The organism is Achromobacter sp. FW305-C-30-7, assembly GCF_058783105.1.
The window spans coordinates 208,192-234,845 of record NZ_JBYSYI010000003.1 but is presented as its reverse complement, the minus strand read 5'-3'; the positions used below and the strand labels follow the sequence as shown (position 1 = coordinate 234,845).

The following is a 26,654-nucleotide window of genomic DNA, read 5'->3' as shown; positions in this document are numbered from 1 at the left end:
TGCTGGGGATGATTACTCTGTCATCCCAAGCGTAATTCGTACTTTACATAATACACATTATGCGCATAACACCAACACCAGACCCAGGCATCCCTGGACACCGGCAAACCGCTTTAACCGCCTTCGTCAGCGTCCTGACGTGACTATCCATAAGTTGGCTCTGCTGAGGTCCTGAAAACCAAACCTTGCGTCCCGTCCGCGACTCTTCTAAAAGGTATCCATATCATCATCAGAGAGGCAATCTTGCGAGTTTCAACCCTGCGCGGTATCCGTCTATGCCTGCCGTTGATACTCCTTGTGCTGAGCCTGGGTTTCATCCCGACCTCATCTGCAGCGCTGCCCAGCCTGACCGGATCGACTTCCAGCAAACCCGTCGACAATGCGCAACTGAACCAGTCGCTGGACCAGGTCATCCAGACGCTTGAAAACGACAAGCAACGCGCTGATCTTCTGAACCAGCTGAAGCAGCTGCGCGACGCGACCAAGCAAGGCGCGGAGAACGAAAAGGACGGCATCCTCGCCCTCATCCGCGACACCGCCGAAAGCCTGGAACGACGCCTGGACGGCCCCGAAGGCGCCTTGACCCGCTGGGGCATGCTGTACCGGCAAGCGCGTGCCGAACTCGCCACCGGTTTGCCGGCATGGCGCGAATGGCCCACGCTGATCGCCGATTTCCTGATCGTGCTGGCGATCTGGGCCGGCCTGGCCCTGGCGCTGCGCTGGATAGGCCGACGCCTCGAACGGCGCCGGGCGCCGGCGGACGCAGCGCCGGTCCGTCCGAAGACCCGCCAGCTGCTCTGGCTGGCGGCGCGGCAGTTGGCGCCCTGGGCCATCGCCTTCGTGATCATGCTCTCCCTTTCCGTCCTGACGCCGGACTCCGTGGGCCGGCTCGGGGCCCTGGTACTGGCCTACGTGCTGCTCGTCGGCGCGCTGTTCTCTTCGCTCTGCCTGATCGCCCTGACCTTGCTGGACGGCGCGCACCGCGGGCGGGCGCTGGACATCCTGCAGCGCCGCGCCGCCCTGCCGCTTTGGCTGATAGGCAGTCTGGCCGCACTGGGCGACGCCTTGCACGATCCCGAGGTCACCAGCGTGTTCGGACTCGGCATCGCGCAGTTCGCCGGCCTGCTCGCCAACGTAGCCGCCGCGACGCTGAGCGCGCTGTTCATCCTGCGGTTCCGCCGCCCCGTCACGCACCTGATCCGCAACCAGCCCAAGGAGCGCCGGGTCAAGCGCCAAGGGCTGCACAAGCTGCTGCGGCTGATCGGGCCGCTTTGGTTCGTCCCGTTCCTCATCCTGGTGGGTATCTCGCTGTTCACCACCCTGGCTACCGCCAACGACAGCGATCAGGTGATACGCCGCGCCCTGCTCTGCGCGCTGGTGGCAATCGCGGGCATGGCCGTCAGCGGCATCATCCGCCGCGCCTACCTCAGTTCCAGCCGCGCCGCGAATCGGCGCACGGCCTATCTGGGACAGCTCAGGTACTTCGGCTACACCCTGCTCTGGATCGCCAACCTGCTGGTGTTCCTGGAAATCGGCTTGCGCGTACTGGGCCTGTCTCTGATCGCGCTCATGGAAAGCAGCGGATCGGCGATCGGCCCCAAGGTGGCAAGCTTCGTCGGCACCCTGCTGGTAGCCTGGCTGATATGGATCCTGACCGACACCGCGCTGCAGCACACCCTGGGCACCAGCGGCAAGAACCGGACCAATGTCCGTGCGCTGACCATGCTGCCGCTGATCCGCAACGTCCTGCTTGCCACTATTTTCGTGATTGCCGTGATCGTCGCGCTGGCCAACATGGGCATGAACGTCACGCCGCTGCTGGCCGGCGCCGGCGTCATCGGCCTGGCCATCGGCTTCGGCGCGCAATCGCTGGTGGCCGACCTGATCACGGGCCTGTTCATCATCATCGAGAACTCCCTTTCCATCGACGACTACGTGGACGTGGGCAACCACCTTGGATTTGTCGAAGGCCTGACCATACGCACCGTGCGCCTGAGAGACCTGGACGGCGTAGTGCACACGATTCCGTTCAGCGAAATCAAGACCATCAAGAACTACTCGCGCGAGTTCGGCTACGCCATGTTCCGCTGGCCGGTGCCGGCCACCATGCCGATCGACGACGCCGTGGCGCTGGTCCGCGAAGTGGCCCTGGAGTTGCGCACCGATCCGGCGATCTATCCCTTCCTGTGGTCGCCCATCGAACAGCAAGGCGTGGAGAGCTTCGACAACGGCCAGGCGATCCTGCGCTTTCGCTTCAAGACGGCGCCGCTGCGGCAATGGGAAGTCCAGCGCGCCTTCAACATGCGCCTGCGGCGCCGGCTGGACCAGGCCGGACTGGAACCTTCCATGCCGCGCATGAACGTGCAGTTGTCCCGAGCACGTCCGCCCAAACGCTCGGCCACGGCTTCGGAACAGGACGCATGACTCCCCTTCCCTACGCCTCTGGTCCAGGACGGCCGGGCAAACTTCCAGGCCCGTCATTTGGACCGGCTGCCGCGCAATGGGCGCCCTACTTTTCCGCTGCCCCGTCGCCACGCCAGCCTCCGCCCAGGGCTCGAAATAACGAGGCCAGCGCGATCTGGCGCTCGGTCCGGACTTCGATCAACGCGATCTGATTGGCGAAGTCGCTGCGCTGGGCATCCAGGTAGCGCAGATAGTTGTCCACGCCGCCGCGATAGCGCGCCTCGGACAGGCGCAGCGCGGCCTGGCTGCTGTCGGTCTGCGCGCGCAGCGCGTCCTCCTGCCTGCGCAAGGTGTCGGTCGCCGCCAGCCCGTCCATGACCTCGCGGAACGCGGTCTGGATCGACTGTTCGTACTCGGCCACCGCCGCTTCCTTGCGGACCCGGGCCAGATCCAGGTTGGCCTGGTTGCGGCCGCCGTCGAAGATGGGCAGCGTGATCTGCGGCGCGAAGGACCAGGCGCGCTGGCCGCCCGAGAACAGATCCGACAGGTCCGAACTGGCGCTGCCGAACATGCCGGTCAAGGAGATGCGCGGGAAGAACGCCGCGCGCGCGGCGCCGATATCGGCGTTGCGCGCCCGCAGCCGATGTTCCGCGGCCAGGATGTCTGGACGGTAGGTCAGCAGCTCTGACGGCGTGCCCGCCGCCAGTTGCTGCACCAGCATGGGCACCGCGCCGTCATGGGGCGCCAGATAGGGGCTCAAATCACTGACTCCGGCCAGCAGCGTCAGCGCATTGGTCGACTGCCGGTACTGCCGTTCCATGCGCGCCAGATCGGCGCGCGCCTGGTCCGTCAGGCCCTTCGCCTGCTCATAGTCCAAGGCGCTCCCGATGCCTTCGGCGCGGCGCCGGGCGATCAGTTGCAGCGACTGCTCGCGCGATGCCAAAGTGCGCTCGGTATGCAGCCCGCGTTGGCGCGCGCCTTCGCGCGTGAGGTAGGCGTCTATCACCTCCGCGATCAGGCTGATGCGGGCGCTGCGCGCGCCGTTCTCGGTGGCCAGATACTCTTGTAGCGCCGCTTCCGACAGGCTGCGCACGCGGCCGAACAGGTCCAGCTCGAAGGCCGTGACGCCCACGCCGGCGCGCCACTCGCTCTGCACGCCGGACGTGCCGTTGGCATTCAGATCCGCCGGATTGTGCTGCCGCGTGCCACCAGCCTGGGCGCCGATGGATGGCAACTGCTCGGAACGCTGCACGCGGTACATCGCGCGCGCCGCTTCGACGTTGAGCAAGGCCCGGCGCAAATCCCGGTTGTTGGCCAGCGCGGTTTCGATCAGTCCGCGCAGCGACGGGTCGGTCACGAAACCGCGCCAGTCCAGCGTGGCGGCGGCCGAGCCCGGTCCGGACGCGAAGTCCGCCTGGCCTTCGACTCCCCACTGCTGAGCGACAGGGGACGCTGGGCGCTCATAGGTCGGCGCCAGCGCGCAGCCCGCCAGCATTGCCACGACGGCTGCGGCCGCGGCCAGCGGCTTGAGCCGCTGGAGGGTAAGGGTCATCGCTTTCATTTCTCACCTGCTTGATTGGTCGCCAACTGGCCGGGCGCGACATGCGCCTTGGGGCGCTTGAAAACAGATAGCGTCCAGACGAAGAACACGGGCACGAACAGCACGCCCAGGATGGTGGCGCTGAGCATGCCGCCCAGCACGCCGGTGCCTATGGCGCGTTGGCTGGTGGCGCCCGCCCCCGTCGCGATGACCAGCGGCACCACGCCCAGGATGAAGGCAACCGACGTCATCACGATGGGACGGAACCGCAAGCGGGCGGCCTCGATCGCGGCCTCCTTCAGTGAACGCCCCTGCTCATGCAGATCCTTGGCAAACTCGATGATCAGGATGGCGTTCTTGGCAGCGAGGCCAATGATGGTCACCAGCCCCACCTTGAAATACACGTCATTGGGCAAGCCGGCCACGATCACGGCGGCCACCGCGCCCAGCGCGCCCACCGGCACGATCAGCAGCACGGACGCAGGGATCTTCCAGCTTTCGTACAGCGCGACCAGCACCAGGAACACCACCAGCAGCGCCAGCGCCAGCAGCATGGGCGCTTGCGAACCCGTGGCCTTTTCCTGGAACGACAGGCCGGTCCACTCGAAGCCGATGCCCTGGGGCAATTCCGAGATCAGCCGTTCGATTTCCTGCATCGCCTCGCCCGTGCTGCCTCCGGCCGCGGCATCTCCGATCAGCTTGATGCTGGAATAGCCGTTGTAGCGGATCAATTGAACCGGACCATGCTTCCAGCCAATCTCGCTGAAGGATTCGAGCGGCACCAGTTCGCCCGCGCGATTGAGCACATTCAGCTTGGCTACCGATTCCGGCGTGTCGCGACTTTCAGGCTGGGCTTGCACGATCACGCGCTGCATGCGGCCCTGGTTGGGAAACTCGTTGACCAGCGCCGAGCCGAACGCGGTGGACAGCGCCGAGTTGATGGCATCAAACGACACGCCCAGGGCCTCGGCCTTGCTGCGGTCGATGCGCAGGTCAAGCTCCGGCGCGTCGGAAAGCCCCTCGATCAGGATGTAGGAGAAGACCTTGGGATTCTCGTACACCTTCTTCATCAGGGTCTCGGTGGCCGACAGCAAGGCCTCCCGGCCCAGGCCGGCGCGGTCCTGCAGGCGCAGCGCAAAGCCCGAGGAATTGCCCATGCCTTCCACGGAAGGCGGCACCACCGAGAACAGCACACCATCGGGAACGCCCGCAAGGTCCTGATTGGCCTGGTCCGCTTCGGCCATGGCCGACTCGTTCTTTGCGCGCTGGGCCCAATCCTTGAACATCACGAAGCCCAGGCCCGCGTTCTGGCCTTGCCCGGAGAAGCTGAAACCTTGCACCGTGAGCACGTCCGAAACGGCCGGGCGCGTGTCCAGGTACTGTTCCAACTGCTGGGTCGTTTCCAGCGTGCGCGACAGCGTGGCGCCCGGCGGCAACTGTATGTCCGTGTTCATGTAGCCCTGGTCCTCGGTCGGCAGGAAGGCCGACGGCAGGCTCGCATAGACGTAGCCCAACCCGCCAACAAGGACGGCGTACAACACCATCATGCGACCGCTGCGCGTAAGCAGGCGCGCGTTGGTCGCCGAATAGCGCTCGGTCATGCGCGCAAACACCCGGTTGAACCAGCCGAAGAAGCCCTTCTTTTCGTGATGCCCCTTTTCAATCGGCTTGAGCAGCAGGATGCTGAGCGCGGGCGTCAACGTCAGCGCCAGGAAACCCGAGAACAGGATGGACACGGCCAGCGACACCGAGAACTGGCGGTAGATCACGCCTACGGAGCCCGTCATGAAGGCCAGCGGCAGGAACACGGCGGCCAGCACCAGCGTGATGCCCACGATCGCGCCGCTGATCTGCCCCATGGCCTTGATGGTCGCCTCTTTCGGCGACAGGCCCTCTTCGGCCATCAGCCGTTCGACGTTCTCGACCACCACGATGGCGTCGTCCACCAGGATGCCGATCGCCAGCACCATGCCGAACATGGTCATCATGTTGACGGAGAACCCCAGCGGCAGCATGACCGCCAGCGTGCCCAACAGGCAGATGGGAACGACGATGGTCGGGATCAGGGTGTAGCGGAAGTTCTGCAGAAACAGCAGCATCACCAGGAACACCAGGACGACTGCCTCGGCCAGCGTCATCAACACCTTGGAGATGGCCACCTCGACGAAAACCGAGGTGTCGAACGGCACGCTGTACGCCATATCGCCGGGGAAGTTCTTGGACAGCTCGGCCAGGCGCGCCTTGATGCCTTTGGCGGTTTCCAGCGCGTTGGCGCCGGGTGCAAGCTGCACGCCCATGGCGGCGGCCGGTTGGCCGTTCAGGCGGCTGGACAAGCGATAGTCCTGGCGGCCCAGTTCGATGCGCGCGACGTCGCCAAGACGAACCGTGGAACCATCCGGGTTGGCGCGCAACACAATGCCCTCGAATTCCGGAATCGTTGTGAGCTGGCCCTGGACCATGATGGTCGCTGTGATTTCCTGGGTCGACGGGCTGGGCTGTTCACCCGTGGAGCCACCCGAAACCTGGACGTTCTGCGCGGCGATGGCCTTGTTGACCTCATCGACCGACAAACCGTAGCCGACCAGCTTGGCCGGATCGATCCAGATGCGAAGCGCCCGTTCGGCCGCGAACATCTGCACCCGGCCCACGCCCGGCACGCGCCGGATTTCGTTATTGATATTGCGGGCCGCGTAGTCAGCCAGGCCCACCTGATCCTTGCCCGCATCCTTGTACGTCAACGCGTAGATCAGCAGGAAGCTGGAACTGGCTTGCTCGAGCTGCAGGCCCTGCTGGATGACCGCCTGCGGCAGTCGCGATTCCACCCGCTTGATGCGGTTCTGCACGTCGACTTGCGCCAGATCGGGATTGGTGCCCGGCTCAAAAGTCACCGTGGTTTCCGCCACGCCCGAACTATTGCTCTGCGACTCATAGTAGAGCAGGCCTTTGGCGCCGTTGAGTTCTTCCTCAATCAGGCTGATCACGCTGTTGTTGATGACTTCGGCGGATGCGCCGGGATAAGTCGCCTTGATGATGACCTGCGGTGGCGCAACGCTGGGGTACTGGGCCACGGGCAGCGCAAAGATGGCGAGCAGGCCCGCCAGGGAAATGAAGATCGCAATGACCAACGCGAAGTTGGGCCGCTGAATGAAGAAGTTCGGCATGATGTGACCGCCTGGGCTCAAGTTGGTTTGACGGTCAAGGGCGTGCCGGCGGGGATCTTGGCGACGCCGTCCACGATGACCTTGTCGCCCGCCGCCAGTCCCTGCGTGATCTGCCACTCCGTACCCTGCATCGCGCCGGTCTGCACCGCGCGCTCTTCCGCCTTGCTGTCGTCGGACACGACCAGCACCTTGGCTTGGCCGTCCGCCCCGCGCATGATGGCGCGCTGGGGGATGAGAATCGCGTTCTGGTCCACGCCCTGTTCGGCGTTGACGCGCACATACATGCCGGGCAAGAGCAGCCCGTCGGGATTGCTGAATTGGCCGCGCAGCAACACCTGGCCCGTGCCCGGATCGACGGAGACGTCGGAGAACAGCAGCCTGCCCTGGGCCGTGTAGTTCGTGCCATCCACCCGCACGCTCACCGCCGATTCGGCCTGGCCGCCAGTCTGCATCCGACCGCCCGCGGCTGCCTCGCGCAGCTTCAGCACCGCATTGACAGGCTGCCGGAAATCCGCATAGATGGGATCGATCTGCTGGATCAGCGCCATGGGCGTCGATTCGCCCTGCCCGACCAGGCTGCCTTCGGTCACCAGGCCGCGGCCGATGCGGCCCGAGATGGGCGCCCGCACGCTGGCGTAGCCCAGGTCCAGCTGCGCGGCCTTTACGTCCGCCTGGGCGGACTGCTGATTGGCCTTCGCGGTCTGAAGCGAGGCCAACGCGTCGTCATATTCCTGACGGCTGACAGCCTCGATCTTGACCAGGGGCTGATACCGGCTGACCAGCGCCTGGGCCTGCTTGACCTGGGCCTGGGCCCGCGCCAGTGCGCCTTGGGTACGCGCTAGCGAGGCCTCCAGCGGCGCCGGCTCGATCGTGAAAAGCAGATCGCCCTCCTTCACCGTGGCCCCTTCCTCGAAATGGCGCTTCTGGACGATGCCCGCGACCCGCGCGCGCACTTCCGCCACGCGCACAGGGGAAATCCGCCCGGGCAGATCGACCATGATCGCCTGGGGCCGGGGGGCAATCACCAGGGGCTCCACTTCGACGGGCGGCACCTGCGCCGCTTGCGGGTCCTGCTCGCCACACCCGGCGAGAACGGCGAGCAGGCATAGCGCCATGGCGCTGGCTCTGAATCGGGTCATCTAGTCCTCTGACATCCAAATGCCGCCTCAGGCTGAGGCGATCGAGGACCCGATAGTACTTATTGGATTTAAATGAGTCAATATTGATTCAATAGATTTTTAATAGACTCATTAGATTCGTAGTAGACTTTATGTGTTTGTTTTTAACCACAAATGAATTCAAAAAGACTCAGCAATATCGGTCGCCAGGAGAACCCCATGTCTGAAGCCCTCGACGACAAGCTCGCCCGCGCATTGGCCCTATCCGTCTCCCAACAGCCCAGGGCGAACCTGCAACAGCTGGCGCGCAGCGCCGGGATCAGCAAAGCGACGCTGTACCGGATATCGCCCACCCGCGAAGGGGTCATCGACCTGCTCATGGAGCGGGCCACCCAACACCTGCAAGATGCGCTGGTCCGCGCGGACCTGGAGACGCCGCCCCATGCGGCAGCGCTCCAGCGCCTGACCGAAGCGATGGTCCTGGGCCGGGAGTACTACCTGTTCTGGAATCACGCCCAATGGGTCCGCGTGATAGATGCAAGAAACGAGGACGTCAACGCACCGATACCCTCGTTCTACGGGGATGCCTTGGAGACCTTCTTCCTGAGCGGTCAGAAGGCTGGCGTCTTTCGTATAGATGTGCCTTCCCTGTGGCTGGTCAGGGCGTACGACTCCCTGCTGTACGCGGCGATGGATGCCGCTCAGCGCGGGGAAATTGCGCCACTCGGCATGACTTCCATGGTGCAGAAGCTCTTTCTGGAAGGGGCGGCCAACGCGGCCTCTTGATCCGAGCCAGCACGATCTACTCATGCGTGCGAGCCGCTCAGCCCCCCCGGCTCCAGTATCGCGCCCTCCCGTCGCAGCGCCTGCTGCAACGCCCCGACTTCGACCGAGCGGCTGTCGCAGTTTGCCGACAGCGCCATGGCGGCGGCGATACCCGCGGCTTCGCCCATGGCCATCGATGGCGCGGATACGCGGATCGATGCTTGCGCCTCATGCGTGGACGACACGCAGCGCCCGGCCACCAGCACGTTGCGCAGCCCGGCCGGCGTCAGGCAGCGATACGGGATCCGACAGTACTCGCCGGGTTCCAGGAACTTCCACACGGTTTTCAGGCCCTGCGCATGGACTTCCACGGGCCAGGCGTTGCAGGCGATCCCGTCTTCAGGCTTCGCGGCGCCCAGGACTTCTTCCGCTGTCAGCACATGGTCGCCTTCGATCAGCCGCGTTTCCCGGATGCCGATCTGCGCGCCGATATCGATGATGCGCGCCCGCGAGAAACCGGGCATGTGCTCGCGCAGCACGGATTCGTACAAATAGGCCTGGCGGCGCCCTTCTCTTTCCGCCTCGGACAACTGCATCGGATCGGTCAGGTCGAATGGCTCGCCGTCGCTGCGGGCGACGCGGGTCGCGTTCAGGTGCACCACCCCTTCTATCGGGTTCGGATATAGCGCGACCATGGTGCGTGGCAACGGCGTGCCGGCCGCGACGATCGCGGCCATGCGTTCGCCGACCTCGTCCCGGCTCAATTTGCCGAACGTTTCCACATCCACGGGCGCCATGCGGAACATGCTGGAACCGAACTGCGTGATCCCGCCCGAACCCAGCTCGAATGGCGCGCCGGCACGCGCGGCGATGTCGCCGTCGCCGGTACAGTCGATGACCATGCGCGGCCGCACCGCATGGCGTCCACCCTTGTTTTCCACAAAGACGGTGGCGACCCGGCCGTCTTCGGCGGCAACGTCGGCCACCCAGGAATGGAACATGACCTCCACGCCATAGGCTGCCATCATCTCGTCGGCCACCAGGCGCACGCTGGTGGGATCGTAAGGCAGCGACGCGGCTTGGGACCAGCGTCGCGGAGCCGTCACGGCATCGCGCTGCTTGAGCCGGTCCACCAGTTCACCGAACAGGCCGTCGACGACGGGAATCAGGTCATCGGGCGTGACCGCCCAGACGCCGCAGAAGCCTCCCAGCGTGACAGCCGACACCGTGCCGCCCAGAAAGCCCCAGCGTTCCAGCAGCAGCACTTTGGCCCCCGCCCGGGCTGCGGCGGCCGCGGCGGCGATGCCCGCCACGCCGCCTCCGGCCACCAGCACGTCGGGTTCTCCCAGCACGGGAGTCTCGCGGGCCGGCTCCCTGACAGTCTTTGGGTTCATGCGAATTTCTCCCTCAGCGGACGCGCCTCGGCGCGCACGGGTTCAATACGGTTTCCGCTTTCCGCGTCGAACAGATGCACGCGGCTCCAGTCCAGGCTCAGGTTCACGCGGTCGCCGGCGCGGTAGCGCACCTCGCTGTCGAGCTTGACGCGCAATGAGACACCACAGGCCAGGAGGGTGACCACCTGTTCCGTGCCCAGGCGCTCCACCAGTTCGATCGCCGCTGGCAATCCCTCCTCCCCTATCCGGAGATACTCGGGCCGTATGCCCAGCGTCAGGCTGTTCGGCAACGGGCCGTATCCCGAAGCGGCGCGGTACCGGACCGATCCGGGCAGCACCTGTCCGTTGATGGCGAACCCTTCCCCCGCGGGCTGCGCCGTCACCAGATTGATGGCGGGACTGCCCACGAAACCCGCGACAAACGCGTTGGCCGGGGCGTCGTAAAGATCGTCCGGCGTGCCGTCCTGCTGGATCCTGCCCTGGTTCATGACGATGACGCGGGTGCCCATGGTCATCGCCTCGACCTGGTCGTGCGTCACGTAGATGAAGGTGCGCTTCAGGCGCTGGTGCAGCCGTATGATCTCGGCCCGCGTATGGGAGCGGAGCTGCGCGTCCAGGTTGGACAGCGGCTCGTCCATCAGGAAGACGGACGGATCGTGGATCATGGCGCGCGCCAGCGCCACGCGTTGGCGCTGGCCGCCCGAGAGTTCACGCGGTTTGCGATGCAGCAGGTGGTGCATGCCCACGGCTTCCGCGGCCTTGGCGGCCTGATCGCGATGCGAGCGTTTGCGTTCCCGCGCCGCAGGGATCAAGCCTCGCAACAGCGGTATCTCGTAGTACCAGGGCATGTCGCGCATGCGCAGCGGAAAGCTGATGTTGTCGGCCACGCTCAGGTGGGCATAGAGCGCGTAGCTCTGGAACACCATCGCGATGTCGCGGCGGCGCGGCGGGAAATCCGTCACGTCGCGCGCGCCGATGCGGATACGCCCGGCGCTCGGCTCCTCCAGGCCTGCGATCAATCGCAGCAAGGTGCTCTTGCCGCAGCCCGAGGGCCCCAGCAGCACCACGAACTCGCCGGGATCGATGGACAAGTTCAGGTCGTGCAGGACGGCGTTGTCGCCGAAGCGCTTCGCGATCCCGTCGATCTCGATCCGGGAGCTAGGCTTAGACAAGTGCATAACGGACATTTTTCACCTGCGTGTCGTCCAACATTGCCAACATGCCGCGCTCCTTGCCGATGCCGCTTTCCTTGTAACCGCCAAAAGGAGCATCGACGGCCGCCTTGGCGCCATGGTTGACGCACACCGTGCCGGCCTGGATCTTGCGCACCAGGCGCATGGAACGGGCCGCGTCGCGCGTGAAGACGGCGGCCGCCAGGCCAAACGGTGAATCGTTGGCGATCCGCACCGCGTCGTCCTCGGTGTCGAAGGCCATGACGGTCTGCACCGGGCCGAAGATCTCCTCACGCGCCACTCGCATGGTGTTGTCGGCCTCCAGGAACAGGACGGGATCCATGTAATAGCCTTTGCTCAGCTCCGGCCGGTTGGCGAGGTCCACGCCGCGCACGGTCCGCACGCCTTCCTCGCTCGCCACCTGCAGATAGGCCTGGATACGCTTGATCTGCGTGGCGTTGACGATGGGCCCCATTTCCGTGGCTTCGTCGGCGGGCCGGCCGATCCGGACCTGCGCGATCCGCTTGCCCAGCTTCTCGATGAATTCGTCGTGAACCCGCCGCTCGACGACCAGCCGCGTGCAGGCGGCGCATACCTGCCCGGTATTGCGCGTCATGTCGTTGTAGGCGGTGGTGACGGCGGCGTCGATGTCGCTGTCGGCAAACACGATCAAGGGCGACTTTCCGCCCAGTTCCAAGGTCAGGCGCTTGATCGAATCCGCCGCCGCGCGGAAGATCTTGCGGCCCGTCACCGTGCCGCCGGTAAACGAGATCTTGGCCACGCCCGGATGACGCGCCAGCGCGTCGCCCGCTTCCTCTCCCGTACCATGGATGATATTGATGACGCCCGGCGGAATGCCTGCCTCCAGGGCGGCCAGGCCCAGCTCGGTGGTGGACAGCGGGGTGACTTCCGAGGGCTTGATCACCACGGTATTGCCCGCCGCCAGCGCCGGCGCCAGTTTCAGGACCGCCAGGCTGACGGGATAATTCCAGGGCACGATCAAGCCGCATACGCCCAGAGGTTCGCGCAAGGTGAAGTCCATGATGGTGGGATCGGAAACATTGATCGTCTCTCCGCCCATGCCCAGCAGCACGCCCGCGTAATACTCCAGCGTCGGCGCCAACCCTGCCATCGACGCCCGCGATTGCTTGATGGGCTTGCCCACGTCCAGCATTTCGATCTGCGCGAGCATCTCGGCCCGGTCGTTCAGCGCGGCCGCCAGCCGCAACAACGCCTTGCTGCGCTCCTTGGGCGTCATCCGGCCCCACGCGCCCTCGAAGGCCAGGCGGGCCGCCTGCACCGCGCGGTCCACGTCCTCGGCCCCGGCCTGCGCCACCTGCGCCAGGATTTCCCCGTTGTCCGGATTGATGCTGGCGAAGGTCGCCCCGGAAGCCGCGGGCACTTCCTGGCCGCCGATCAACAAGGGGTACGGCTTCTGGCGCAAGGTCTTCGGCAATGCCTGATCCATTTTGGTCTCCTATTGCTAGCCCTTGACCGATCCAGAGGTCAGGCCGCTGATGAAATAGCGTTGAAAGAACAGGTACAGGAAAATGATGGGAATGGTGGTGATGGTTCCCATGGCCATCATCTGGCCGTCCGTGACCGAGTAATCGGCCGCCAGCAAGCCGACAGCCAGGGGCAGCGTGCGCATGCTGTCGGAGTTGATGATGATCAGCCCGAACAGATAGTCGTCCCAGGCCAGGATGAAACAGAAGAGAAAAGTCGCCACGATGCCCGGCAGGGCCACCGGCAGCACCACGCGCCACAAGGCGCCGATGCGGCTGGCGCCGTCCACGATGGCGGCCTCTTCGATTTCCGGCGGCACTTGCGCGAAGTACCCCTTGAGCACCCAGACCGAGAACGGCACGGCATAGGTCGCCACCGCCAGGATCAACCCCAACCTCGTGTCCAGAAGCCCGAGCTTGCTGAGCAGCAGATAGAACGGCAAGGCCAGCAGGATGACGGGCACCAGGTAGATCACCAGCACGAAGGCGCCCAGCACCCGCTTGCCCCTGAACTCGAAGCGCGACAAGGCGTAGCCTCCAAGTATCGCCACCACGGTGCTGAAGACCGCCGTGGCCGTCGAGACGATCAGGCTATTCAGGAAATAGACGCTGAAGTTCTTCTCCAGCCAGGCGGAGCGCAAATGCGACCAGTCGATCGTGGCCGGTATCCACGACGCTTGCGGAGAATAAATTTCGGCCGTGGGCTTGATCGCCGTCAACACCATCCACACAATGGGAAACAGCACCGCGAACGTGGTCGCGATCACGGCAGCGTAGGCAAAGAGCACGCCCGGAGTCGGCTTCCTAAGCATGGCGGTTCTCCCTCAGCGCCCTCGCATAGACCACGGCGACCGCCATCAGGACGATCAGCAGCAGCACGGCCAGCGCGGAGGCCTGCCCGAACTGATGCGCGCCAAAGGCTTTCAGGTACACCAGGATCGGCAGTATTTCCGTCGAGTCCGCCGGTCCGCCGCCCGTCAGCAGCCACATGAGCGAGAAGTTGTTCGCGATCTGCATGGTGCGCAACAGCACCAGGGTGGCGATGATCAGCTTCAGGTTCGGCAACGTCACGTACCAGAACTCCCGCAGCGCTCCAGCCCCCGAGATGCGCGCCGCCTCGTATTCGTCCTTGGGTATGCCCTGCAAGGCGGCAACCACCATGATCAGCACGAACGGCACGCCGCGCCACAGGTTGATCAGCAGCGCGCTGGCCATGGCGGTGTCCGGCTCCGACAGCCAGGGCAAGGTCGCGCCCCAGTCGAACCCCAGGTTCCGCAGCGTGACATTGACAATGCCCGATTGCGGATTGAGGATCCAGCGCCATAGATAGGCGATGACGGCCACCGGCATTACCCAGGGCAGGAACAGCGCCGCGCGGAAGAAATTGCGCCCGATGACGAGCCGCTCCAGGATCACGGCCAGCCCCACCCCCACGATGATCTGAGAAGAAACCGAGCCCGCCACCCAGACCAGGGTATTCCACGCCGCGATCCAGAACCGGGGCTCCTTGAGGACCGCAACGTAGTTGTCCAGGCCGACAAAGCGCCCCAACCCCAACCCCAGCTGGGCTTCGTAGAAGCTCAGGAATATGGAGTACAGCAGCGGCACCAGCGTCAGCGCCGTCAGCAGGATGAGCGCCGGCGCCATCAGCAGATAAGGCAGGCTGTGCCGGGCCAACCTGGGACCCGGCCGCCACGGAGATATGGCGGGCGCATTCATCACAGCATCCGCTGGTACATGGACTGGATCTCGCCGCGCGACATCTTGCGGCAGTTGATCAGGGTGGAGCGGCTGTTCTCCGCCAGTTCCGACAGGCGTTCTATCATTTCGGGCTTCACGCCCAGCGGCGCCAGCGAACGCGACACGCCGATCTCGTCGCGCAAGGCCGTCACGCGCTCCAGCAGGGCCCGGGCGGCGGCTTGGTCGTCCGCGTCCTTGCCTGCCGCGCCTATCGCCCGCCCTATCGTGGCGTAGAGGTCCGGCCGCGCCTCCAGGTTGAACGCCATGACGTGCGGCAGGATGGCCGACAGGCTCTCGCCGTGCGTCACATCCAGCAGGGATTCGACCGGCGTGGACAGTCCATGCACGGCATCGTTGCCCTTGCAGGAAATGGCGATGCCCGCCAGATGGCTAGCCAGCATCATGTTCTCGCGCGCCTCCAGGTCGTCTCCCTGCCGCACGGCGCGCGGCAGGTTCTCCATGACCAGGCGCATCGCCTCCAGCGCCAGGACATCGGCAATGGGATGCTGGCTGCTGTTCGTATAGGCGCCCATGGCGTGGATCAGCGCGTCCATCCCGGTAGCCGCGGTCATGCGCGCCGGGACGCTCGCAGTGATCTCGGGATCCAGCACCGACAGCACGGGCCGGCAGCGCAAGCTGCGGATCAGGTACTTCCGGCCATCGTCGTCCTTCACCATCGCCGCCGAGGTCGCCTCGCTGCCGGTGCCGGATGTCGTCGGCACGGCGAAGAACGCAACCGGTTCTCCTGGCAGATGGTCCACGCCGTGGGTCACCTGCTCCACGATCTCCTTGCCCGACAACAGGGTCGTGGCCATAGCCTTGGCGGCGTCCATGGAGCTGCCGCCGCCCAAGGCCAGCAAGCCGTCGAACGCTTCCGAGCGCCAGAGTTCGACGCCTCGCCGCACCTCGGTCATCGTGGGGTTGGGCTGCACTTCGCCGAAGATGCGCGCTTCGATGCCGTCCTTGGCCAGGGTCCGCGCGACACTGTCCGCCAGGCCGCACTTGACCAGCCCGGCATCGGTGACGATCAGCATGCGCCGCACATTCATGGCCTTCGCGCGCGCACCCAGCTGGCTCAACGCCCCGCGCCCGAACACCATGTCGCGCGGCCATACGGTGGAGAAATTCTTCATTTCGCGTTTCCTCGTGGGGTTAGCCGTTCCTGGGGCGCAGCAAGGCGCCGACTTCATTGATGTCCTGGACCTTTTCCAGCGTGCGCAGCGCTTGCGCGGCCTCGCAGGCCTGGGAATAGGACAGCACGTCCTCTGCGCCTTCCATGAATTTCTCGACGTGGTCGAAAGTCCGGTCGCGCGCGCCCAGCAGCTGCTTGCGCTCCTCATGCAGCACTTCGCCGTCCTCCATGTGCAGTTCGACCCGCGAGCCGTACTGGTAGTCCTTGTAATAGGCCTTCTGCATATCAGGATCGGTGCGGTATTCGACGATGCCGTGCAGCCGCGCGATCTCGGGGTCGAAGATCCGCTCTTTGAGGAACTGCTTGTAGGTGAGCTTGCCGTCGATCAGCGCGGCGGCCACGGCATAGCCCGCGTCAAAGCACAGGCCCATGTGGCTCAACCTGTCGTCGCGGATCAGTTCGCGGATGTCCGGTTCGAAGCCGTGGTAGCGGCCGCTGACGTAGATCGTGACGCCGGGGCATTGAATGACGATCTTGCGGATCCTGCGCATCGCCTGCGGCCCGAGCCGGGCGTTGAGCGTGATGGCCGATTCGATCGCCGCCAGGTTATAGGCGCAGGACGGATAGCGCTTGGTGTTCAAAGTCAGGGTGTACCAGTCCTGTCCCAGGCCCTTGAGCAGTTCGGCATGGTCCACCTCCTCGGACACCGTGGCCAGGTAGCCGGCCGGATGCTCGATCATGTCGAGATTGCCGATCAACCCTTCCTTGGCAAGATTCGCCGAAACGATGCCCCACATGGCCGGCAGACCGTTCACCAGCACCTTGGAATCGCTGGCCCAGCCCAGGAAGCAGTTCTCCATCGCCAGATAGGCCGAATGGCTGACCGACCGCGCCAAGGCAATGGGATCGAGCTTCATCAGATGGCCGGCGACCAGGGAGGCTTCGGCCTGATGGTTGGGCATGCCGTTGCCGAGATACGCGCCGCGCTGGATCGCCCGCGAGGTGCGGCCCGCGATCTCGTTGCCGATCACGACCGCCGTCACCACGTCGCGGCCGCTGCTGCGGCAGGCTTCGCCGCTGGCAAAGGCCGTGGGCACGACACAGGCGCCCGTGTGGCTGATCAGGACCCAGTCATCCCATTCGATGATCTGGCCCGTGCCCGCGTTGTAGAGCGCCGCGGCCGGCGCCGGCACCTTCTCGGGCAGGCCGAACAGGGTTGCGACCTCGCCGCTGCCCAGGATCCGACTACCCCTGCGCAAGGATTCCGCGCCCGGCATGCGTGAGCCGGCGAGACAGGAGCCTATCGTGGCGAGGATCTGGTCCTTGGCCGTCGTGGCGACCGCCTCGGGCAGCGCCTCATAGTTCAGGCCGGCTACGAACCTGGCGTATTCCATGGTGACCGGTTCGCGCACCAGTCCCTGCGCTTGCTGCAATTCCGACGCGCCCATTCATGCCTCCAGAAGCAAAAGTGCCTGCATCAGCATGGACAGCTGCATGATGTAGCGGCGTTCATGCTTGGGAAAATTGCTGCGGCCGCCCAGCACGACCGTCATCACCGACCACTTGCCGCAAAACACCTGCTTCCAGTCCGCGGCGCCCATGGCGATGGTCGCGTATGCGGGCTGCGCGGGGTCGGCCGGACGGATCTCGGCCGTGCTGGCCGTCAGCTTCACGCTCATGGCAGGTTCGCCGGCGCATTCGAAACGGAACTCGCGTCCCAGCGCCCCTTCCAGGCGGCGGCTCATCAATTGGTATCCATTGCGCTCCCAGCGTTGCGCGAGCGCGCGCAACCCCGTGCCAAGGATGGTGTCATCCTGCATGCTGTTTCTCCGATGGATGGAAAAGCGGGAGAGGAGTCCCTCTCCGGAACGTCAGTCGAATATTTCCTGCAGTTCGCGCTGTATGGCCTGGGCGGTCTGGGCCGAGTCCTGCTTCTTGGCCAGGTGCATGTTCAGGTTGCGCTCCACGATGCCCTTGGAGCCCACCAGCCCGCCCTTGGGATTCTGTCCATACCAATCGATGCCCGAGTAGTAGCCCGAATGATTGGAGAGCAAGGTCTTCACGACATCGGGGTACGCCTTCACCGAGCCGACCCGGTCGAAGTACATTTCGACGGCCTGCTTGTCGTCGTACAGCGCCAGCCCCCCCAAAGCGCTGGCCTCCAGTCCGCGGGCATACTGCTCTGTCTCATAGAGGAACTGCACGAACTTCTTGGCCTCGGCCTGATGCTTGGACTTCTCGAAGACCGACCAGCCCTTGTTGTTCTGCATGGTCAGGGCCAGCCCGGCGTCGGACGGTATCAGCGCCCCGACCTGCCCCGCCTTGCCCGGATTGGCGTCGTGGAACTGGCTCAGCGCCACGGGCAGGGAGATGGCCATCGCCGCGGTGCCGGTGGCAAAGCTGCGGTTCACTTCGGCGTAGGCCGCGTTCAGGGACCCCGGCGGCGTGTACTTGAAAAGCTCGGTGTAGATATCGATGGCCTTGCGGCCCACGTCGTTGTCGAACGCAGCCTTGCCGTCCTTGGTCAACAGATGGCCGCCATTCGAATACAGCACCAGCTCGAAGTTCTGACGTACCGTCCAATCGTTCTTGCCCGCGATGGCGATGCCGTACTCCCCTTTTTCCGGCTTGTGCAGCACCTTGGCGGCGTTGACGATGTCTTCCCAGGTCTTGGGATCGGGCAGCCCCGCCGCCGCGAACTTGTCCTTGCGCCAGAACAGATAGAACGGCTGGCGGGTATACGGCACGCCCAGGTACTTGTCCTTGTAGCGCCACGCGGACAGGCCGTCGGGATGGAACTTGTCCCGGCCCAGCGCGTTGACCACGTCGTCCATGGACGCCAAGGTCCCGCCGGGAATGTCATTTACCCAAGCGGAGAACGCGAAGAACATCCAGGTGATGTCCGGTTGGTTGCCCGCGGCGATCGAGGCTGGCCATTTGATGTAGGCATCGTTTGGAGACATCTGGACGATCTCGAAACTGACGTTTGGATTGGTCTTGCGGAACTCCGCGGCGGACTTTTCCAGCCAGGTCTTGTACTGCGCCCGCGAGTCGGTGAACCAAAGCGTCAGCTTCACCGGGTCCTGCGCATGGGCCATGGGCGCGGCAAGTGATACTGCAAACAACGCGGCCGTGAATGCGCGCCGGATGGAACCAAATAGGGTATGCATGCATGCCTCCTTTAGTTATCATCTTGGTTCATCTAATGAACCTTTGTATCGCTCTTTAAACCCATGCTAGTGGGCAAATCATGAACATGCAAGAACAAGTTGTTCTGCACCGCAGCGAAAGCATGGCCGCGGACGTCCTTGAAATCATTCGTTTTTCTATGCCGGCACCGGCGTGCCAGGACGGCGCGCCCTCCCATTTACACTAGGTGCCCACGCGTGGGAAGCATCAACACCAAGACGCTTATGCGATAGTCTTTGCGGCAACAATAAGTCCGCAAAATCGGAGATACCGTGACCGTTTCAAACCGCTCGCTTTCGCGAGGCCTCGCCATCGTCCGCGTTTTCAATGAAATCCCCTCGCCGTCTCTCACCGAGATTGCGACACGAGTAAATCTGACCAAGGCGACCTGCCTGCGCTTTCTGCGCACCCTGCAGGACGAAGGCTATGTCGGCCACGATGAGGAATCCAAGCGCTACCAATTGCGGCCGCTGGTGCTGGAATTGGGCTATGCGGCGCTATCCAGCCTGTCCCTGCCGCTGATGGCGGAGAGCGAAATGGAGGTGCTGGCCGACGCCGTTGGCGGCTCGGTGCATCTGGGGTTGCTGGATGGCGACGAGGTCGTGGTGGTGGCCCGCTCCATCGCGTCCCTCGAAACCCGCAAGCTGGTCACGATGAACATCCATGTCGGCAGCCGCCTGCCTGCCCACTGCACCGCGATGGGCCGCATGCTGATCGCGCAATCCGAGGACATCGATGCGCACGTCGCCGCCATGGACATCACGCAGATGACGCCCAAGACGCTGGTCCATCGCGGCAAGCTGACGAAGGAAATCAAGGAATCCAGGAAGCGCGGCTGGTCGCTGGTAGAAGAAGACCTGGGCCTGGGCTATTCCGCCATCGGGACGCTGGTGGAAGCAGGCGCCCAGCGGTATGGGCTGGCGGTGTCCGTGAACACAAAGGACTACACGCGGGACAGGCTGGTCGCCGAGGTTCTGCCGCTACTGGACGCCGCCGCCAACCGGCTGCAAAGAGCTTTCCGCCACGGCAAATCCTGATTGGGGCATGCGGCCCCGACGGCTTCAAGGCTGCGCGCCGGTAGCCTTGGCCACGTATGCCGCCAACGTCTCGATCTCCTTGTCCGACAGAGTCGTATATGCCGGCATCTGGCCAATGCCGTTGCGGATGGCCGTCTCCACGCGCGCCGCGTCGGGCTTGATCTCATCGAGCTTGGGGCCGATGGCCCCGCTGGATTGCGCGTCATTCAAGGTGTGGCAAAGCGCACAGGCTGGCGCCGCGCCGACGAACAAGGCGCGGCCCGCTTCCATGTCGGGTTCGGCCGCCCGCGCGCCGGCATGCAGGCTGGCGCCCAACAATGCAGCGCAAAACGCGTGCTTCCAGGGCAATGCCAGGGCTTTCGCCGTCATGCCTTGACCGCCACGGCCACGGCGTGATCGCGCCAGCCGTTGTTGATGTAGCCGCCGGAATTCTGCGGCCGTTCCTCGTCCTGCACCCTACCCTCGGTATCGGTCGCCCGACTGACCAGCACGTGTTCGCCGGCCGACAATTCGACCGGCAATGCGAACTGGCGCCAGGCATAGCGCCCGAGGTCCGGGCCGACCAGTTCCGCTTTCTGCCAGTTCTTGCCGCCGTCGGTCGAAACCTCGACCTGCTTGATACCGTTGGTGCCGCCAAACGCCACCCCCTGCACCACCACGCGCCCGGCCTTCAGAGTGGCAGCGGCCGGATTGGGCGTATTAATCCACGACTTCACGCCCATGGCCCACACCGAGGGTTGGCTGGGATCGCCCTTCTGGCCCGGCGGCGCAAGGCGGTAGCCGGTCTGCTGGATAGCGGCGGGGCTTTCCTTTTCGGTGAAGGCCAGCCGCTTGATGTACTTGACGCTGTTCACGCCGGTGTAGCCCGGCACGATCAGGCGCAAGGGGCCGCCGTGGGCCAGCGGAATCGGCTCGCCGTTCAGTTCCCACGCCAGGAGCGCATCCCGCATCGCTTCCTTGGGCACCGAACGCTCGACCATGACCATGTTCGGATCAAGGCCGTCCGGCAGCTTTTCGCCGCCGGTGCCGGTCATGTACACGGCTGCCGCCGCCAATCCGCCGCAATGCTCGACCAGCACGCTTACCGGCACGCCGCTCCAGATCACGCAGCCGGCCGCGCCGACCTGCCAGGGCGTGCCGCTGGGCTTGTTCGGGAAATAGCCGCGACCGTTGCCCGAACACTGCAGGACCATCGCCAGCGTCTGCAAGCCCATGGTCTTCAGTTGCCCCACGCTCAGGGACATGGGCTTGGCCACTCCCGCGATCTCGATGGTCCACGCGTCCCGATCGGCCACGATTGCCTCGTCCGGCGGCGGCAGGTTGTTGCGCACATAGAGTTGGCGCAAAGGCGTGACCACCCCGCTGCCGAATGCCTCGCGCCGCGTTTCTATGGTGTTGGCGCTGTGCACGATCATCGCGTCGGGCTGCTTCCACGCCGCGTAGGCGGGCAATGGCTTGGCAGCGGAGGCCGGAGCCGGTGGCGCAGCCGCGCCGGGGGCCGCCTTCTGTTCCGCGGCCAAGGCCGCGCGTCCCAAGCTTGCTGCGGCCAAGGCACTCGCGCCGCCGGCCAACAGGCGCCGGCGCGCCGCGCTCTCGATCAGGGATGAACGCATCGCAGTCTCCTCGTTGGGGTCGGGAATCGTTGTTGTTCCCGAACCCTGCCGGCCTGCTTCAACGTGGCTGTTTACCCCGCACCCACGTGTCCCAGGCCGCCAATAGTTATGCCTGCGATGTTGGTTGAGCGCCCCTTTCGTGTCAATTAGTTATTTGCAATACGCGGCCCTAGTTCATTTGGCTAGGGCAAGCCGCGAGCCTGCCGGGCCGCCCTCTAGACCTGCCGGGCCAGGCTGTACACCGAGGCCGGCGGCAGATTCAGCGGCACGAAACCGACCTTGCGCGCCCGCAGGCCGCAAGCTTCGAGCACGCCCGTGGATATCGGGCAGCGCACGCCATAGGTGAACAGGGCCATCGATCCCTCGGCAGGCAAGGCATCGAACACGGCGGCCAGCAATTGGTGATGATGCGCCTGGCTCATGTTGCGCAACGGCAGGCCGCAAATCGCGGCGCCGATCCCTTCAAGCTCCGGATGGCTCTTGCGGGAAAGATCCTGCGCCGCCACCTGCAGCACCGCTGCGTCAGGAAACTGCGTCCGCAAGCTGGAACTCATGGCCGAGTCCTGCTCGACCAGCACCAGCCGGGCCGGGTCCACCCCGCGGCGCAGCATTTCACGCGTGAAAACGCCCGTGCCGCAGCCCAGTTCCAGGACTTTGCCCGCGCTGGGCGGAATGCAGGCGGTAATGGCCGCGGCCAGCGCCGGGCCGGACGGCGCCACCGCCCCTATGGCGGCGGGATTGGACAATAGCGCCCGGACGAACTGCGTGCGCTCCCGTAGCCAGCTGATCGGTGAGCTGGCTGCAGGTTTGTGCGGAACAACGGTTTTGTAGGATTGCGTGGAATGCATGGGGGCCTCAGTCTCCTGGATCGGGAATTCCGTGCGACCCCGAAACCTTAACTGCGCCAGGCCATGCACGCACGCAACCGTCGGTAAGCACCCTTGTCAATTCGACCAGGGGCGGTCTCGCCTGAATCAGCGCGGCGCTGGACGCAGATTCAAGGTATCGGCCTTCTCGCTATCCACCTTGGCGCGGCTGAACGCCATGGGGAAATACTCGCCGGTCGCCCAGTCCTTTAGCAGGTTCTGGTAGTACGGGCTGCGCGGATCGGCCGACTGCCCGGGCACGTTCTGCACGCGCGAGTTATCCCAGTCGGCCACGTCGATCACCTGGCGGTAGGACGAGCCGCTGATCTGGCGGAAGTCGCTGGCGCGGAAGGTGCCGCGATGCACCGTGTCGTTGTCGCCGCCGACCGGATAGCGCGGTGTGCCATAGGCATTGGCGGTAGCCGGGGGCAGGAAGCTGGCCAGGCTGTGCTCGAACTGGATGTGGTGCAGCTTGCCCCACTGCCATTGCGATGAGTCCGGACCCAGCTTGGCGCGCAGCTTCTGCATGCCGTCGTTCAAGGCCTGGAGCAGCAAGGCATCGCGGCCCTGCTGCGGTTGCGGGCCAAAGGCGCTGTCCGGCGTCGCCAGCTTCTCCAGCGTTTTCGCGGTGGACAGATTGCCGAACGCGGCGCGGCCGTTGGCAGGCACGTACAGCTCGGTCACGCGCTTGACCACTTCGGGCAGCCAGAACTCGTAGACCGTCGCCGCGCGCGACTCGGTGCCGACCCGCGCATCCCAGTCCTTCAACAAGCTCAAGGCCTGCGAGGTTCCGGAATCGGCCGAATTCAGCGATTTCGCGTAGCCCGTCAGGGTACGCGCCGGGATGGACAGATTGTCATACTGCAGCGCCTGCGAAGCCTGCACCGTCTGGCCCTTGCTGTCGGCAAGCACTTCGCGTATGCGCTGCACGCGGTAGGGTTCCGCCCAGGTGCGCGCGGACATGTCCTTGTAGCGGTAGTCGGCCGGCAGGTTGTACTCGTTGGCGGTGGCGACGTAGCCTTCCGGCGGGTTGTAGGCCCGCGGCAGCGCATTGCCGGGCAGGACGCCGCGCCATTCGAAATCGCCGTTGCCCGGCACGGGCAGCATGCCGGACCAGTCGGCGCGCGGACGTATCGGCGCGATGCTGCCGCCGAACCAGCCGATATTGCCGTCGACGTCGGCGTAGACCATGTTCTCGCTGGGCGTGTAGTGCTTTTCCATGCCGGCGACGAACTCGTTCCAGTTCTGCGCCTGGTTCAGCCGCAGGCTGGCCAGATAGGCCGCGGTTCCGGGGAATTCCAGGTAGGCCGCGCGCAAGGCATAGGCCTTGTGGCGTACAGGATCCACATGGATGACCGGGCCGTGGCGGGTGAATTTCAGCTGGCGCACCGCCGCGCTCTGTCCGCGCACCGGGATGGATTCGTCGACCTGCCGCATCTTCTCCCAGCGGCCCTTATAGCGGTATTCGTCGGGCCTGGCCGGATTGGTGTCGTAGACGTACAGGTCTTCCTCGTCGCCGAAGGCGAAGATGGTCAGCCCGAAGGCGATGCGGTCGTTGTGCCCCATGGACACGCCGGGCAGCGCCGGCTCGCCGGCGCCGATCACGTTCCAGCCGGGCGCGTTCAGGTGCACCATGTAGCGCAGCGACGGCATCGTGATGGAACGGTGCGGATCGCCCGCCAGGATGGGCTTACCTGTGGCCGTGTGCTGCCCGCCTATGGTCCAGTTATTGCTTTCATAACGGGTCGCCATAGGATCGAAAGCCGGGTCCAGCGAGGCCAGCATGCTGGCCGACAATTCGCGCGCGAGCTTATCGCGGTCGGCGGCCGCCAGCGGGCTGCGCGGGAAGTCGGCGGCGACGAACTTCTGGCCGTTGCGCGCCAGGTTGTAGTTGGCCAGGACCGTGTTGTCGATCTGGCGCACGTCCAGGCCGGCCGGCACCTGCAGGGCCAGCGGCGGCTCGAAGGTGCTGAGTCCCTGCACGGCGTTCAGGCCCAGGGCGGCGACCCGTTGCGCCATCCTGACCTCTTCGCTGAGGTTGCGCGTCAGGCCGTAGATGCGGATGAGCGAAGTCTCGGGGCTCCAGTAGCCGGGTTCGGTGCCGGTCAGCTTGAATTCCGGCGGCATCTGCTCGGGATGCGCCTTGACCCAATCGACATAGGCGTTGATGCCCGCAGCGAACGACGTGAGGATGGCCTTGCCCTGCGGATGGTAGCTGGCGAATTCAGCCTGCATGTCGCCGCGATACAGGAACAAGCGCGCCGCGCGGTCCTGCTCGACAAAGCGCGGGCCGAACTGTTCGGCCATCTTGCCCTCGCCCTGGCGGCGCCACAGGTCCAGTTGCCAGAGGCGGTCGCGCGCCGCGCTGAAACCCTGCGCAAAGAACAGGTCATCCTGGTTCTGCGCGTAGATGTGCGACACCCCATGCCGGTCGCGCACGATCTCCACGGGCTGGGACAGCCCCTTCATGTCTACGGTTTCTTTCTTGCCTCCGGGCGATGCGCAGCCTGCCAGCACTGCAATCAGCCCGCTCGCCAGCCATGCGGCGGCCCTGCGATTGAACGTACGCATTGACTCCTCCTCGGATTTATTTATCTTCTATCTGCCTGCCGGCTTCGAGGGGGCCATGCCGCCCGAAGCGACCGCCAACAATATGTACAGCCAAATCACGGGTTCGTGGAACGCTGTTTCATTTGATCAGCTTAGTCAGAATATGTAACCAGTGCCGGACCGCGTCGCGGTTCAGGTAGACGTAAACGCAGGGGCAGAGAATGGACCGCATAAGAACTTGCAGGAGACATCATCATGTCTCGGAGACTATTGCTCGCCCTGCCCGTCCTGGCGCTGGCCCTGCACAGCGCCGCCTCGGCAGCGGCACCGGCGCCCGATATCCTGCTGGGCGCTTCCGTTCAACTGACCGGCCCCGTCGCCAATACCGGCCGCTACTACCGCGATGCCTACCAGATGGCGGTGGACCAGATCAATGCCGCAGGCGGCGTCAAGATCGGCGGCGCCACCCACAAGCTGGCGCTGAAGATCTACGACAACCAGTCGGACGTCAACCTGAGCGTGCGGCAGTACACGCAACTGGTGACGCAGGACAAGGCCAATCTGCTGCTGGGCCCTTTCGCCAGCAATTTCGCGCTGGCCGATTCGGCGGTTTCGGAAAAGTACAAAGTGCCCATGGTCCAGGGCGGCGGCGCCTCGGACCAGATCTTCTCGCGCAAATTCAAGTACATCTTCGGCACCTTGGCGCCGGCCAGCAACTACTTCGGCAGCACTGTGGAGATGTTGAAGGCGCTCAAGCCCGCGCCCGCCAGCGTGGCGCTGCTGTATGCGGATGACGCTTTCGATGTCTCGGTGGCCCAGGGTACCCGCCCGCTGCTGAAGGCGGCGGGACTGCCCGTGGCGATGGACGAGCGCTACAGCACCAACGCCACCGACTTCAACTCGCTGCTGTCGCAGATCAAGAGCAAGAACGTGGACGCGGTGCTGGTGGCGGGGCACGAGACCGAGATCCTGAACTTCGTGCGCCAGGCCAAGAGCCTGGCCGTCGCACCCAAGATGTATTCCTTCACCGTGGGCGTGCCGTCGGAGGATTTCCGCAAGGCGCTGGGGCGCGACGCGGACTACGCTTTCGGCATGACCGCCTGGCTGCCCTCGGCCGCGCTGAAGGACCGCTGGTTCGGCGATGCCGAGCAATTCGCCCGCGCCTACAAGGCCAAGTACGGCTATGACCCGGACTACCATGCGGCCTCCGGCGTGGCCGACGTCGAAGCGCTGGTCTATGCCATGGAAAGTGCCGGCAGCGCCAAGCCGCAGCCAGTGCGCGATGCCCTGGCCAAGATCAAGTTCGACAGCTTGTATGGCCCGGTCGCCTTTAACGCGCAGGGGCAGATCGACCTGCCTCAGGTGGTGATCCAGGTGCAGGGCGATCAGTTGGCCGCGGTCTACGGCGCCAAGGGCTTCATCACGCAGCCCAAATACCCGATGCCGGCCTGGAACGCGCGCTAGGGCCG

The 26,654-nt window shown here is 64.9% G+C and carries 21 protein-coding genes and 1 pseudogene; 5 read left to right on the top strand and 17 right to left on the bottom strand.

What is annotated here, in order from left to right; all coding sequences use genetic code 11:
- Window positions 1-297 precede the first annotated feature (297 nt).
- The gene (locus tag AC3WOB_RS11785; protein WP_013393783.1) at window positions 298-2,424 is read left to right on the top strand and encodes a mechanosensitive ion channel family protein; all 2,127 of its coding nucleotides are present in this window, start codon (window positions 298-300) and stop codon (window positions 2,422-2,424) included.
- Between the two features lie 85 nt (window positions 2,425-2,509).
- Here AC3WOB_RS11785 and AC3WOB_RS11780 read toward each other — a convergent pair whose 3' ends face one another.
- Genes AC3WOB_RS11780 through AC3WOB_RS11770 form a run of 3 tightly spaced genes read right to left on the bottom strand, consistent with a single transcriptional unit; the run spans window position 2,510 to window position 8,243 of the window.
- The gene (locus tag AC3WOB_RS11780) at window positions 2,510-3,955 is read right to left on the bottom strand and encodes an efflux transporter outer membrane subunit (RefSeq protein WP_492275113.1); all 1,446 of its coding nucleotides are present in this window, start codon (window positions 3,953-3,955) and stop codon (window positions 2,510-2,512) included.
- 5 nt (window positions 3,956-3,960) lie between these two features.
- Window positions 3,961-7,104 carry a multidrug efflux RND transporter permease subunit gene (locus tag AC3WOB_RS11775; RefSeq protein ID WP_492275112.1) on the bottom strand — a complete coding sequence of 1,048 codons (3,144 nt, stop codon included), beginning with the start codon at window positions 7,102-7,104 and terminating at the stop codon, window positions 3,961-3,963.
- Window positions 7,105-7,121: 17 nt separating this feature from the next.
- Window positions 7,122-8,243, bottom strand: a complete 1,122-nt coding sequence (locus AC3WOB_RS11770) for an efflux RND transporter periplasmic adaptor subunit (RefSeq protein WP_492275111.1) — start codon at window positions 8,241-8,243, stop codon at window positions 7,122-7,124.
- 198 nt (window positions 8,244-8,441) lie between these two features.
- On the opposite strand from AC3WOB_RS11770, the gene AC3WOB_RS11765 reads away from it, so the two are divergent.
- On the top strand, window positions 8,442-9,008 hold the full coding sequence (locus AC3WOB_RS11765) for a TetR/AcrR family transcriptional regulator (RefSeq protein WP_492275110.1): 567 nt from the start codon (window positions 8,442-8,444) through the stop codon (window positions 9,006-9,008).
- 20 nt (window positions 9,009-9,028) lie between these two features.
- Here the strand turns inward: AC3WOB_RS11765 and AC3WOB_RS11760 are convergent, their stop codons facing one another.
- The 10 genes and pseudogenes from AC3WOB_RS11760 to AC3WOB_RS11715 all read right to left on the bottom strand — a co-directional run bounded on the left by AC3WOB_RS11760 (window position 9,029) and on the right by AC3WOB_RS11715 (window position 19,100).
- A complete protein-coding gene (locus AC3WOB_RS11760; protein WP_492275109.1) occupies window positions 9,029-10,381 on the bottom strand; it encodes an FAD-dependent oxidoreductase in 1,353 nt (450 codons plus the stop codon).
- Complete coding sequence (locus AC3WOB_RS11755) at window positions 10,378-10,869, bottom strand: TOBE domain-containing protein (protein WP_492275347.1); 492 nt, start codon at window positions 10,867-10,869, stop codon at window positions 10,378-10,380. Before AC3WOB_RS11755 ends, AC3WOB_RS11760 begins: the two co-directional genes overlap by 4 nt.
- Window positions 10,870-11,064: 195 nt before the next feature.
- A pseudogene (locus AC3WOB_RS11750) lies at window positions 11,065-11,442 on the bottom strand (ATP-binding cassette domain-containing protein); the annotation flags it as partial.
- Between the two features lie 103 nt (window positions 11,443-11,545).
- Window positions 11,546-13,021 carry an aldehyde dehydrogenase family protein gene (locus AC3WOB_RS11745; RefSeq protein ID WP_207464801.1) on the bottom strand — a complete coding sequence of 492 codons (1,476 nt, stop codon included), beginning with the start codon at window positions 13,019-13,021 and terminating at the stop codon, window positions 11,546-11,548.
- Between the two features lie 15 nt (window positions 13,022-13,036).
- Complete coding sequence (locus tag AC3WOB_RS11740) at window positions 13,037-13,870, bottom strand: carbohydrate ABC transporter permease (RefSeq protein ID WP_207464799.1); 834 nt, start codon at window positions 13,868-13,870, stop codon at window positions 13,037-13,039.
- Window positions 13,863-14,777: a carbohydrate ABC transporter permease gene (locus AC3WOB_RS11735; protein ID WP_492275108.1), complete on the bottom strand. Its 915-nt coding sequence runs from the start codon at window positions 14,775-14,777 to the stop codon at window positions 13,863-13,865. Before AC3WOB_RS11735 ends, AC3WOB_RS11740 begins: the two co-directional genes overlap by 8 nt.
- On the bottom strand, window positions 14,777-15,931 hold the full coding sequence (locus AC3WOB_RS11730; RefSeq protein WP_492275107.1) for an iron-containing alcohol dehydrogenase: 1,155 nt from the start codon (window positions 15,929-15,931) through the stop codon (window positions 14,777-14,779). The genes AC3WOB_RS11735 and AC3WOB_RS11730 overlap by 1 nt, the downstream gene beginning before the upstream one ends.
- A 19-nt stretch (window positions 15,932-15,950) precedes the next feature.
- Entirely contained in the window at window positions 15,951-17,378 is a 1,428-nt protein-coding gene (locus AC3WOB_RS11725) for an MmgE/PrpD family protein (RefSeq protein ID WP_492275106.1), read from the bottom strand.
- Window positions 17,379-17,750, bottom strand: coding sequence for a hypothetical protein (locus tag AC3WOB_RS11720; RefSeq protein ID WP_492275105.1), 372 nt, complete (start codon window positions 17,748-17,750; stop codon window positions 17,379-17,381).
- A 51-nt stretch (window positions 17,751-17,801) separates the two neighbouring features.
- Window positions 17,802-19,100 (bottom strand): ABC transporter substrate-binding protein, encoded by a 1,299-nt coding sequence (locus AC3WOB_RS11715; RefSeq protein WP_492275104.1) that lies wholly within the window; start codon window positions 19,098-19,100, stop codon window positions 17,802-17,804.
- A gap of 291 nt (window positions 19,101-19,391) precedes the next feature.
- Between AC3WOB_RS11715 and AC3WOB_RS11710 the strand changes: the two genes are divergently transcribed.
- The gene (locus AC3WOB_RS11710) at window positions 19,392-20,156 is read left to right on the top strand and encodes an IclR family transcriptional regulator (RefSeq protein ID WP_492275103.1); all 765 of its coding nucleotides are present in this window, start codon (window positions 19,392-19,394) and stop codon (window positions 20,154-20,156) included.
- Between the two features lie 24 nt (window positions 20,157-20,180).
- Here the strand turns inward: AC3WOB_RS11710 and sorU are convergent, their stop codons facing one another.
- From sorU to AC3WOB_RS11690, 4 genes are all read right to left on the bottom strand, one after another.
- Complete coding sequence (gene sorU, locus AC3WOB_RS11705; protein ID WP_492275102.1) at window positions 20,181-20,525, bottom strand: SorU family sulfite dehydrogenase c-type cytochrome subunit; 345 nt, start codon at window positions 20,523-20,525, stop codon at window positions 20,181-20,183.
- Window positions 20,522-21,769 carry a SorT family sulfite dehydrogenase catalytic subunit gene (gene sorT / locus AC3WOB_RS11700; RefSeq protein WP_492275101.1) on the bottom strand — a complete coding sequence of 416 codons (1,248 nt, stop codon included), beginning with the start codon at window positions 21,767-21,769 and terminating at the stop codon, window positions 20,522-20,524. The genes sorU and sorT overlap by 4 nt, the downstream gene beginning before the upstream one ends.
- 215 nt (window positions 21,770-21,984) lie before the next feature.
- On the bottom strand, window positions 21,985-22,617 hold the full coding sequence (locus AC3WOB_RS11695; RefSeq protein ID WP_492275100.1) for a class I SAM-dependent methyltransferase: 633 nt from the start codon (window positions 22,615-22,617) through the stop codon (window positions 21,985-21,987).
- Window positions 22,618-22,743: 126 nt separating this feature from the next.
- Window positions 22,744-25,206, bottom strand: coding sequence for a penicillin acylase family protein (locus tag AC3WOB_RS11690; protein ID WP_492275099.1), 2,463 nt, complete (start codon window positions 25,204-25,206; stop codon window positions 22,744-22,746).
- On the opposite strand from AC3WOB_RS11690, the gene AC3WOB_RS11685 reads away from it, so the two are divergent.
- Window positions 25,103-25,354, top strand: a complete 252-nt coding sequence (locus AC3WOB_RS11685) for a hypothetical protein (protein ID WP_492275351.1) — start codon at window positions 25,103-25,105, stop codon at window positions 25,352-25,354. The two genes, AC3WOB_RS11690 and AC3WOB_RS11685, sit on opposite strands and share 104 nt — an antisense overlap.
- Window positions 25,355-25,440: 86 nt before the next feature.
- Complete coding sequence (locus AC3WOB_RS11680) at window positions 25,441-26,649, top strand: amino acid ABC transporter substrate-binding protein (protein WP_492275098.1); 1,209 nt, start codon at window positions 25,441-25,443, stop codon at window positions 26,647-26,649.
- Window positions 26,650-26,654 lie beyond the last annotated feature (5 nt).